Below are 11,635 nucleotides of genomic sequence, written 5' to 3'. Positions count from 1 at the left end.
ATTTTGTGATAAACTAGGGAGAAAATATGACTTAACAACACAGGAGGAAGAATCATGAGCCAGAATAAGCGTTCCAGAGAGACAGTTTGTATTCAGGGTGGATGGCAGCCGAAGAGCGGAGAACCCAGAGTACTTCCGATCTATCAGAGTACTACATTTAAATATGATGACAGCGATAAGATGGGCAGACTGTTCGATCTGGAGGACGAGGGATATTTCTATACCCGCTTAGCCAATCCGACGAACGACGCGGTGGCATCGAAAATATGTGAACTGGAGGGCGGCGTGGCTGCGATGCTGACATCCTCAGGACAGGCAGCGTCATTTTTCTCTATTTTAAATATCTGCGGGGAGGGAGATCACGTGATCAGTTCTGCGGCAATCTATGGCGGAACGACCAATCTCTTTACCGTGACACTTAAGAAACTGGGAATTGATTCGACTCTGGTGGATCCGGATGCGACAGAGGAAGAGCTGGAGAAGGCATTTAAGCCGAATACGAAGGCGGTATTTGGTGAGACTATCGCCAATCCGGCCCTGGTGGTTCTGGATATTGAAAAGTTTGCGAGGGCAGCACACAGACACGGCGTGCCGCTGATTATTGACAATACGTTTGCAACTCCGATCAACTGCCGTCCGTTTGAGTGGGGCGCCGATATTGTGACCCATTCTACCACAAAGTACATGGACGGCCATGCAACCTGCGTGGGCGGCTGCATCGTGGACAGCGGCAATTTTGATTGGGAAGCGAATGCGGAGAAGTTCCCCGGACTGACCACTCCGGATGAATCTTATCACGGCATCGTTTATACACAGAAATTCGGAAAGATGGCCTATATTATGAAAGCGACGGCTCAGCTTATGCGTGATCTTGGCTCTATCCAGTCCCCGATGAACGCATTCCTTTTAAATCTTGGCCTGGAGACGCTGCATTTACGTGTGCCGCGCCACTGTGAGAACGCGCTGCGCGTGGCGGAATACTTAAAAACCCGCGATGACGTGGAGTGGGTAAACTATCCGGGATTAAAGGGGGACAAGTACTATGATCTGGCTCAGAAGTACATGCCGGACGGAACCTGCGGCGTAATTTCCTTTGGACTGAAGGGGGGACGCGACGCGGCCGTTACATTTATGGACCGCCTGAAGCTGGCCGCCATCGTGACTCATGTTGCGGATGCGCGTACTTCCGTGCTTCATCCGGCAAGCCATACCCACAGACAGCTGACCGATGAGCAGCTGGTGGAAGCGGGCGTGGATCCTTCTATGATCCGCTTCAGTGTTGGAATCGAGAACGTGGATGATATTATTGAAGATATCCGCCAGGCACTGGAATAGAGACAGGCGGCAGAAACGAAAAGAATAAGGTATCTGGTCGGTACAGAGGAACCCGGCAGGCATGATTTTTATGCCTGCCGGGTTCTTTTTGTGCGCCGGGAGCTCTAGTACAGCATTGCGTAATTAACAGTGAATGCTGTACTAGTTATCTCGCAAAAAAGCCCATATCTTCTCCGGAATCAAGTGACGTTATCCGGTGGGATTCCATGCTGTCCCTGTTTTTTGCCTTCCATTTCCGCGGTGAAGTGCCCGTTACCATCTGAAACTGGCGGTTAAAGCTGGAGAGTGTGGAAAACCCCACCATTTTGGATATCTCACTGACGGGTGTATTTGTATGTACCAGAAAGTAGCACGCCTGCCGGATCCTCAGATGATGGATATAGTCGAGCGGCGGCAAATGGATGATTTCCTCAAAGATCCTGCGAAAATGTGGCTCGCTCAGTCCGCAGAGTGCCGCCAGACCGGGCACGGTTATTTTCTGGCTGTAGAAGCTCCGGATGTGCAGAATAGCTGGATAGATACGCAGATTCTGCCTGGCCTCGCCGCTGATTTTCCGATCGGGACAGATGCGGAGATACTCTGTAATAAAGGCCATGAAAAGGCCTCTTAAGGCGTCCCGGTACCCGGTTTCATGGTGATAGAATTCCTCGAACATCCTGCATACAAAGAAAATCAGAGCGGGATGCTCCTGTTTCGAAAATAAATTGGAGAACTGCGGATCGTCAAAGAGAAGGCGGCTGTCTTTTGCGATTAAGTGAAAATCGCCGGTAGGAAACATAAGCTTGGGATCGAAAAGGATATACTCCCAGTGGCTGACCACGCGGCTGTCACTGCAGGAAATATGAATTGTATTTTCTGGAATGATGCAGATATCACCTTCAGAAAATGCAAGAGCCTTCTGCTCGACGTAGAATGTGCCATGACCGCTTAAACAGTATCCGATCTCCATGCAGTTGTGAAAATGCATGGAATCGGCATGATCGGGAAGAATCCACCGGTCTCCCAGGAAAGCAAAGGAAGGGAATTCCAATGGAAGATTATAATGGCGATATTGAAGATCAGTCGATGACGGTGATCGATTTTGCATAGTTTTCGCTCCTTCATGCAAAGAATTTTTATATTACATCCGCTATACTTCTCATATCAGTACAGACAATCCTTCCTGCAAAAATGAAAGGAATGATACCTGTAAAAGAAGGAAAGGAGGTTATATGACGGAAACTGGAATCGATGCTGTAAGGCGATGGATGGAGAGTCATCGCAATGACATTATAGAAGATATGAGAAGAATTGTAAATATCCGCAGTGTTTCAGAACCGGACTCCGATGTGCTTCCGTTTGGAAAGGGATGCCGGAAGGTATTGGATACCATGCTGGAACTGGCGGCCGGGAAAGGCTTTAAAACGGATTGCTTCAATTATTACGGCGGGAAAATATCGTTTGCTTCCGGCAGTGGGAAGGAAATTGGAATCTGGTCTCATTTGGATGTGGTGCCGGAGGGAAACGGCTGGACCTATCCGCCCTATGAAATGACTGTTGTGGATGATTTCCTCATAGGGAGAGGCGTTCAGGACAATAAATCATCGGCAGTGGGAATCCTCTATGTGCTGCTCTATCTGAAAGAATTCGTTTCCCTTAACTGTAATTACAGTCTCTATGTGGGATGCAGTGAGGAAAATACGATGGATGATGCCGCCTATATGATTGCTCATGTGCCAATGCCGGAGGTGTCTCTGGTGGCCGACTGCGGATTTCCGGTCTGCCATGGGGAAAAGGGGAATTTAAGTCTGGTGTTTGAGACACGGGAGCTTCTGCCCGAAACAATCATTTCCGTGGAAGGGGGCAGCAGTGCCAACTCGATCCCCGATCAGGCTCGTATCGTATATCGCTCCGGCGTAGTGACAAAAGAGCAGAAGGAGCGTCTCCGGTTATCTCCTGAAATAACGGTTATGGATGGGGAACATGGAACTGTAGTGGAAGCTTCCGGAAGAGCGGCCCACATCATCAGTCCGGAGCAGGGAAAAAGTGCGGTGACAAATCTGGCGAAAGAATTGATGGCCTGCGGCCTGAATGAGAGGAGTGCCGGAGAAAATCAATGGATAGAGTTTTTGCGTGACTGCGGACGCGACGGCTATGGGACAGGAATCGGCGCTGCGGTATCGGACACGGTATCCGGCTGTCTGGTGGGGGGAATTACCGGCCTGGCAGTCACTTACGGCAGTGAGAGAAGGCTTAAAATCACAGCAGACTACCGGTATCCTGTTTTGGACAGCCGGGGCGCCTGCTCCGACGGTTCGGAGACTCTGGAAAAAATGCGGGAGGCGGCCCGCCGTTACGGTCTAAAGCTGTGTGTCAGGAAGAATTCGGGAGCCATGTACTGCCCTGCTGATAATCCGGTGGTGCAGTGTCTGACAGACAGCTACCATAAATATTCTGGCTATGATAATCCGGCATACACGATGAGCGGCGGTACCTATGCAAGAAAACTGCCGGGAGGTCTGGGGTTTGGCATGGCGCTGCCGGGAAAGAAGGTATACCGTCCGGATCCGGCACGGCCGGTCGGTGACTTTCATCAGGCGGACGAGTCGATCTGTATCAGCCAGCTTTTGGAAGCCATGGCCATTTATACCATGTGCCTGATTGACTTAGACAGACATATATGACTGCCTGCAGCTGTGTATGTGGTTATATAAATAATTAAGACAGAAAATTGGAGGAAAGTATGACAAAGACAGAGCGCCTGATGAAGGCATTTGAGAATGAGAAAGCAGACCGGGTACCAGTGGGATTCTGGTTCCATCTGCCGGAAGATATGGAGTTGGATCAGGAGTGTGTGGATGCACATATTGATTATTTCCATCGATGTAATGTAGATATGGTGAAAATTATGTGCGATGGGTATTTTGATTATCCGAATTCCATAATTTCCCAGATAAAAGAGCCGGAAGACTGGTTTAAAATGATCCCCATGGGTCAGGATCATCCATTTATTACCGGTCAGGTGAAACGGGCGAAGGAGATTGTGAAGAGATTGGACGGAGAGGCGTGCGCTTTCTATAACGTATTCTGCCCCATGTCATATTTGCGGTTCGCGACATCCGATGAACTGCTGATGAATCATCTGCGGCAGAATCCGGAGGCAGTACTTTATGCCATGGACGTCATCGCCCAGGATGCGGCGCTTCTGTCCGAACTGCTGATCCGGGAAGCTGGCTGTACGGGAATTTATTACTGTGTACAGAATGCGGAGGAGTACCGTTTTACGGCGGAGGAGTACCGTAAGTACGTGAGACCGGGGGATTTAAAGGTCTTAGAGCACGCTAACCGGTTCAGTGATAGTAATATTCTGCACTGCTGTGGATGGGCCGGGGATAAAAACCGGGTGGAGGTGTGGCAGGATTATCCGGCAAAGGTGATCAACTGGGCCACCTTCATCGAAGACATGGACTTGACAGAGGGAAAGGCATTCTTCGGCGGCAGATGTGTGCTGGGCGGATTTGATAACAGGCCTCAGGGAGTGCTTTGCTCCGGGACGAAGGAGGAAGTGGAGGCGTATACCGCAGCACTTCTTGAAAAACACGGAACCAGAGGAGTGGTTATCGGCGCCGACTGTACACTTCCGAGAAATATTGATTTAAACAGGATTTCCTGGGTAGTCGAAGCAGTCGGGAAATATGGGAGAGGAGAATAGGTTATGAATTATGCGGCAAAGGATACCCGCTATGACACCATGGTTTACAATCGGTGCGGAGCGGGCGGATTAAAGCTTCCGGCCATGTCATTTGGCCTCTGGCATAATTTCGGATATGGCAGCACATACAGCAATGCCAGGGAAATGGTGCTGGGCGCATTCGATATGGGAATTACACATTTTGATCTGGCCAACAATTATGGGCCGCCGGAGGGATCCGCAGAGGAGACCTTTGGAAAGATTTTGCAGAGCGATCTGGGAAAATACCGGGATGAACTGATTATTTCCACAAAGGCAGGGTACTACATGTGGCCTGGTCCTTACGGAGACGGCGGTTCCAAAAAATATCTGACGGCTTCCTTAGACCAGAGCTTAAAACGCATGGGACTGGATTATGTGGATATCTACTACCATCACAGGCCCGACAAAGAGACGCCGTTGTGGGAGACAATGGATGCGCTGGCTGGGCTGGTGCACCAGGGGAAAGCACTTTACATAGGATTGTCGAACTACAACCGGGAAGAGCTTATGGAAGCAGTGGCAATTTTGAAGGAACTGAAGGTTCCGTGCACCATTCATCAGCATCACTATTCTATGGTGTACAGAGAAAATGAAAAACTGCTGCCTGTCATTGAGGCGTCGGGGATGGGGGCGATCGCATTCTGTCCTCTGGAACAAGGTATTCTGACCGGTAAATATTTAAACGGGATTCCAGGGGATTCCAGAGCGGCCGGACACAGTGTGTTCCTGTCTGAGAAGCAGATTACGCCTGAGACTTTGGAGATGACCTCGTCATTAAATGAAGTAGCTGCGGAGCGTGGGCAGTCTCTGGCTCAGATGGCTCTGGTATGGGCTCTGGAAGCGGGGAGGCTGAGCAGCGTGATCCTGGGGGCCAGCAGACTGGCACAGCTGGAGGAAAATGTGGCTGCACTGAAGAACAGGGAATTTACATCGGAAGAGAAAAGACGGATCGAAGAGATCCTCAAATAAAAAAAGGAGAGGTATATGATGATGAAAAAAAGATTACTGGCACTTGGCATGGCAGGCGTGATGGCATTCTCACTGGCAGGATGCGGATCGGGAAACGGCAGCGCAGGAACAGAGGGGGGCGCGAAGACGGAGAGCAAAACCGAGGCTGAGGCGGGGACTGAGAATGGGACCGCCGGGGGCGGCGGTGAAAAAGTAAAGCTGACATTCTATGACTGGAGTGACGAGCAGTCATACCTTGATCCTGCCGTGGCGGCGTATAATGCCCAGAGCGACGTGGCCGAGGTGGAGGTGGTTTATTTCCCGCCGACCGAGTACGCGGATAAGATACTGGCGTCCTTCTCCAGCGGGGTGGAGTTCGACGTTTTGGGTGTCAATGGAATTGCTCCCTACGGAGATTATCAGAATAAAAAGACAATTCAGGATATCACTTCTTACGTAGAGCAGTCCGGTCTGGATACCTCTGTATACGGACAGGTATTCGAGGAGTGCAATCAGGAGGGGATCTTCGGCCTTCCTTACCGTCAGGCGGTATGGCTGCTTTTTATCAATGAGGAACTGTTTGAGAAAGCCGGATTAGACGTTCCTACAGAGCAGCTTACCTGGAACGAGTACCGGGAGCTGGCAAAAAAATTGACGAAGGACAAAACGTACGGCGGCCTGGTTGGCATGGATAACTTTGTCTATATGCAGCAGATGGGCGGAAGTGTTATGGATGAGGACACCACAATTATCCGGGAAAATCTGGAACTCTGGAAAGCGCTCCACGAGGATGGAAGTCACGTACCGTTTGAGGAAAAACTGGAGATGGGGCAGAATGTGGGATCACTTTTCACCACAGCTCCGGCTGAGACTGTCGCCATGTTCCAGAATGGTACATGGGGTGTCGCTGCTTACAATCTAAAGTATGAGAGCGGTGAAATGCCATTCAAGTATAAAGTAATGCCAATGCCTATTCCGGAAGGCTCCAGGGACTATACGGCGCCGTGCTCCATGAATTTTCTCTCTGTATCAAAAACCAGCAAATATCCGGCCGAGGCTTACGATTTTATTCAGTGGATGTGCACCCATGACGGAGCTAAGATCATTGCAGAAAACAGTACGCTGACCGCGTACAATGATGACGAGATCAAGGATATTTACTTAAAGGCAGCGGAGCAGTCCGACGACACTCTTGCAAAAATTGTATTCTCGGAAAACAATGCCATCGATACAAAATACCATCCCAAGTATGCTGAGGTAGAGACGATTCTGAAGGAGGAGATGGAGCTGTATATGGTAGGTGAGCAGGATATCGATACCACGATGAAAAATTTTGAATCGAGAAGAGCTGATGTGATCAATTAAACGTGTGGGAGACGTGATGTCCGGCTGATAAGCCGGATATCCGTCTGCACGGGTTTACGCAGGAAGGAGTGGTACGATTGAAGAATCAGAAGAAAACAAAAATCAAAATTTCGAAAATGGCCAGGAGAGAGGAAATAGCCGGATACTTGTTTTTGCTGCCAAATATGATCGGTTTTTTCATATTTACACTGGTACCGGTCGTATGGGGACTGCTGCTGTCACTGACAAATTACGACGGATTCAGTGATGCGGCATTTGTAGGTCTTGCTAATTTTAAGAAGCTGTTTCGCGACGACTATTTTTATACATCGCTGCGAAATAATATTTATTATTCCATAGTCAGTGTGACACTCACACTATTATTTGGGCTGCTGCTGGCCGTGCTGCTTCAGCAGAAGCTAAAGGGAAGCGAAGTATTTAAGACAATCTTTTTCTTCCCGCAGCTGACGTCCAGCGTGGCCTTTGGCGTGATCTTTATGGCGCTGTTTCGCGGAGAAGGCCCGGTGAACAGTGTTCTCACCATACTGGGAATGGCAAATCCGCCGAAATGGCTGACTTCGACAGCATGGTCCATGACGACGATTACCATTGTCTCAATCATCAAAAATATGGGGTATTATATGGTTTTGTTTCTGTCGGGCTTACAGTCTGTCTCAGAAGAACTTTATGAGGCGGCTTCCCTTGACGGGGCAGGTCCATGGAAAAAGTTTAAAAGCATTACGCTGCCTCTTTTATCACCAACCACGTTTCTTTGTACTGTCATGTGCATCATCAATTCCTTCAAGGTATTCGACCTGGTAAATATTATGACAGACGGCGGTCCGGGACGTTCCTCCAATGTTCTGGTATACAGGATTTATCAGGAAGCTTTTCAGAACTACAAGTTTGGCTATGCCTCGGCCTATGCCGTAGTGTTATTTGTACTTGTATTTATTGTGACTATGATTCAGTTCCAGGGACAGAAAAAATGGGTAAATTATTAGAGAGGAGATTCCTATGAACAAGAGTACAGCAGAACGCATTACCGGTAAGGTATTATCTTACCTCGTATTCTTTTGTTTTGCGGCAGTGACAATCCTGCCATTTCTGTGGATGACCTCCACCGCGTTTAAATTCGAGCAGGACGTTTTCCGGTTTCCCATCGAGTGGATTCCTTCCTCGATCCGCTGGAAGAATTTTCAGGATGTATTTACGAAAATTCCGTATTTAAATTACTATTGGAATTCAATCAGGCTGTCGGTCATTATTACAGTACTGACACTGCTGACCAGCTCGCTGGCAGCCTATTCCTTTGCAAAACTCCGCTATCGCGGACGGGACCAGCTATTCCTTTTATATCTGGCCACACTTATGGTGCCGTGGCAGGTCATCATGATCCCTCAGTTTATGGTAATCTCGAAGCTGAAGCTGGCGGATACCCATCTGTCATTAATCCTGACCCAGAGCTTCACTCCATTTGGAGTATTCCTGCTCAGACAGGCATTTATGGGGATTTCGGAGGAGTACTCCCAGGCGGCAAAAATTGATGGCTGTACCCATCTGGAAATCTGTTTCAGGATCATCCTGCCTATGGTAAAACCGGGGCTTTCGGCACTGACCATATTCACATTTATGGGCTGCTGGAACGACTACCTGGCCCCACTGATTTTCCTTACCTCCAACAGCAAAAGAACGCTCCAGCTGGGACTGAAATACTTCCAGGCGGAACACAGTACTTCGTTTGCACTTTTAATGGCGGGCACCTTAATGGCGCTTATTCCGGTCCTGATCGTGTACGTGATGGCACAGAAGCAGATTATTAAAGGAATGGCTAATGCGGGCGGCATCAAAGGTTAGAGCGTACGCTGGGAAGATAGGGGGAATATCTGACATTTTTCTTCCGGACGCTGCACTTTTCCTGGCGCCATTTACTGGGACTTTTCTGGTAAGACTTGAGGAACGCGCGGTTAAAGGCGGAGAGAGACTGAAAACCGGATTCCAATGCGATATCCAGGATGCTCATTTCCGTGCTGTAGAGCAGTTCGCACGCCTTCTGGAGCTTTACCATTCGAATGTAATCCGCAGGACTCTGTGTCATTATCTGTTTAAAGATCCTGCCAAACTGGGCGACGCTTAAATGGCAGGCGCCGGCGAGCTGAGCGGTAGTTATAAAAGTGGCGTTATTGCTGCCAATGAGCTCCAGCGCCGGAAGAATCGGCGTCATATCCCGCAGTCTCTCGAAGGAATGAACGGTATTTTCCAGTCCGTTGATCCGGGATAGCTCTACCATCATGGCCAGAATCAGTCCGCGGACAGTATTATGATAGTAGGGACGCTTTCGGCGCAGTTCATCGAAGACAGATATGATCAACTGATACAGAACACGAAAACGCTCCATGGGAAATACACAGGAGCAGCCTTGATTTCTGTTATACCAGAGAAGATGCTCCGGTATACCATTTGGATAGAACGGCTTTAAAAGTTCCTCGGGACTGAAATAGAGATATTCGCAGTCTTCCCCTTCCTGCCCCTCCCGGTTTTGAGAGATATGGATGGTATAAGGCGGGATTACACTGATATCACCGGTGCAGAAGCGCTCATGACTGTCTTCTACATAAAGGTCCTTTCCGCCGGCGTGACAGATTCCGATTTCCACGCAGTTGTGGAAATGGAGGTAGGTCAGGGGACCGCTGCTTCCGGGGGAGAAGGAGAATTCGCCTTGCAGAAGAGCTATGCAGGGAAAGCTTTCGGGAAGTTTGTATTCCCTGTATTCTAATTCGACTAAATAACCGTGATACTGGAACATTGGGCCCATCTCCTGTTTTAAGTAACAATATAACTATCATACTCTGTCCATTTCTTCTTGTAAAGCAGGAAATCGGATATGCGACCGGATAGGTAAAGTACGGTCTGAATGACAGATGGGAAACAGTACATGGGGAGATTCAAAAATAATAAAGAGATGAAATGCGAGGAACCTGGAGATGACAAAAGACGATATCAGATATCAGGCATATATGAAGATTTTGCGGGAGGAGCTGGTGCCGGCTATGGGCTGTACGGAGCCGATTGCTCTGGCATACTGCTGCGCGAAGGCGAGAGCGGTTCTTGGAGCCGTACCGGACCGATGTGTGGTAGAGGCCAGCGGAAATATCATTAAAAATGTAAAAAGCGTCGTAGTTCCCAATACGGGCGGCTTGAAAGGGATTGAGGCAGCGGCAGCGGCAGGGATCGTGGCGGGGAATGAAGAACGGGAACTGGAGGTACTCTCTGATGTGACCGCGCGGCAGAAGCTGGAGATCAAAGCCTATTTGGAAGAGAACCATATCGAGGTGCGGCCTCTGGAGACAGAGGAGGTGCTGGATATGGCGGTGACCGTATACTGCGGATCTAATCAGGCCAGGGTAAGAATTACCGGCTGCCATACAAAGATTGTGCTGATGGAACGGAATGGAGAAGTCCTGTGGGAAATAGCTGAACAGAAAGCCGCAAGAAGACCGGACTATGACCGGACTCTTTTGAGTGTGGAATCCATCTGTGAGTTTTCCAATTCGGTGGATACGGAGGAAATCAGTGAAATTCTGGATTGCCAGATTGAATATAATACGGCAATCTCAAAGGAAGGGCTCAGGAACAGCTACGGAGCCAACATCGGAAGGACCATCTTAAAAGCATACGGAAATAGAGTTGAGGTGAGAGCCAGGGCGGCGGCCGCGGCGGCTTCTGATGCCAGGATGAGCGGCTATGAGCTGCCGGTCGTCATTAACTCGGGAAGTGGGAATCAGGGTCTGGCTGCCTCGCTGCCTGTAATCGAATACGCGAAGGAACTGAAGTGCAGCAAAGAGCGGCTCTACCGGGCACTGGTACTTTCCAATCTGATTGCCATCCATCTGAAGACGGGGTTGGGCCGCCTGTCCGCATACTGTGGTGCCGTCAGTGCCGGCAGCGGGGCAGGATGCGGCATCGTATGGCTGAAAGGCGCGGATTTTAAGGCGATCGCACATACGCTGGTCAACAGCCTGGCTATTGTTTCAGGAATTGTCTGTGACGGGGCGAAGCCATCCTGCGCTGCGAAGATCGCGGCCTCTGTGGATGCCGGTATCCTGGGATATTCCATGTATTTAAACGGCCAGCAGTTTTACGGCGGGGATGGAATTGTCTCAAAAGGGGTAGAAAACACGATCCGGAATATCGGCCGTCTGGGCAAAGACGGTATGAAAGAGACGGATCGGGAGATTATACGGATTATGACGGACTGCGGTGCCCCTGGTGGGGAGTGAACTGTAACTTCAAGGG

Annotated in this window: 10 protein-coding genes; 8 read left to right on the top strand and 2 right to left on the bottom strand. The window is 49.5% G+C overall.

Going from position 1 to position 11,635, the window contains the following annotated elements; all coding sequences use genetic code 11:
• The first annotated feature begins 54 nt into the window (after nt 1-54).
• The gene (locus H8S75_RS08630) at nt 55-1,335 is read left to right on the top strand and encodes an O-acetylhomoserine aminocarboxypropyltransferase/cysteine synthase family protein (RefSeq protein WP_187020786.1); all 1,281 of its coding nucleotides are present in this window, start codon (nt 55-57) and stop codon (nt 1,333-1,335) included.
• A 145-nt stretch (nt 1,336-1,480) separates the two neighbouring features.
• Here the strand turns inward: H8S75_RS08630 and H8S75_RS08625 are convergent, their stop codons facing one another.
• A complete protein-coding gene (locus H8S75_RS08625) occupies nt 1,481-2,422 on the bottom strand; it encodes a helix-turn-helix domain-containing protein (RefSeq protein ID WP_002600056.1) in 942 nt (313 codons plus the stop codon).
• 124 nt (nt 2,423-2,546) lie between these two features.
• On the opposite strand from H8S75_RS08625, the gene H8S75_RS08620 reads away from it, so the two are divergent.
• From H8S75_RS08620 to H8S75_RS08595, 6 genes are all read left to right on the top strand, one after another.
• Nucleotides 2,547-3,998 (top strand): Sapep family Mn(2+)-dependent dipeptidase, encoded by a 1,452-nt coding sequence (locus tag H8S75_RS08620; RefSeq protein ID WP_187020785.1) that lies wholly within the window; start codon nt 2,547-2,549, stop codon nt 3,996-3,998.
• A gap of 59 nt (nt 3,999-4,057) precedes the next feature.
• Nucleotides 4,058-5,026: a uroporphyrinogen decarboxylase family protein gene (locus H8S75_RS08615; protein WP_187020783.1), complete on the top strand. Its 969-nt coding sequence runs from the start codon at nt 4,058-4,060 to the stop codon at nt 5,024-5,026.
• 3 nt (nt 5,027-5,029) lie between these two features.
• Nucleotides 5,030-6,016, top strand: a complete 987-nt coding sequence (locus H8S75_RS08610) for an aldo/keto reductase (protein ID WP_187020781.1) — start codon at nt 5,030-5,032, stop codon at nt 6,014-6,016.
• 15 nt (nt 6,017-6,031) lie between these two features.
• Entirely contained in the window at nt 6,032-7,360 is a 1,329-nt protein-coding gene (locus tag H8S75_RS08605; protein ID WP_187020779.1) for an ABC transporter substrate-binding protein, read from the top strand.
• 77 nt (nt 7,361-7,437) lie between these two features.
• Entirely contained in the window at nt 7,438-8,343 is a 906-nt protein-coding gene (locus H8S75_RS08600) for a carbohydrate ABC transporter permease (RefSeq protein ID WP_025531018.1), read from the top strand.
• 13 nt (nt 8,344-8,356) lie between these two features.
• Nucleotides 8,357-9,196 (top strand): carbohydrate ABC transporter permease, encoded by an 840-nt coding sequence (locus H8S75_RS08595; protein WP_002600050.1) that lies wholly within the window; start codon nt 8,357-8,359, stop codon nt 9,194-9,196.
• On the opposite strand, the gene H8S75_RS08590 is transcribed toward H8S75_RS08595, so the two are convergent.
• The gene (locus H8S75_RS08590) at nt 9,186-10,145 is read right to left on the bottom strand and encodes an AraC family transcriptional regulator (protein WP_187020778.1); all 960 of its coding nucleotides are present in this window, start codon (nt 10,143-10,145) and stop codon (nt 9,186-9,188) included. The genes H8S75_RS08595 and H8S75_RS08590 overlap by 11 nt on opposite strands.
• 178 nt (nt 10,146-10,323) lie before the next feature.
• Here H8S75_RS08590 and H8S75_RS08585 point away from each other — a divergent pair, with 178 nt between their 5' ends.
• Nucleotides 10,324-11,619 (top strand): L-cysteine desulfidase family protein, encoded by a 1,296-nt coding sequence (locus H8S75_RS08585; RefSeq protein ID WP_187020776.1) that lies wholly within the window; start codon nt 10,324-10,326, stop codon nt 11,617-11,619.
• Nucleotides 11,620-11,635 lie beyond the last annotated feature (16 nt).

The sequence above is a fragment of the Hungatella hominis genome, from assembly GCF_014288005.1.
Lineage (GTDB): Bacteria > Bacillota > Clostridia > Lachnospirales > Lachnospiraceae > Hungatella > Hungatella effluvii.
The sequence above is the reverse complement of the archived record's forward strand: the minus strand, read 5'-3'. Positions and strand labels throughout refer to the sequence as shown.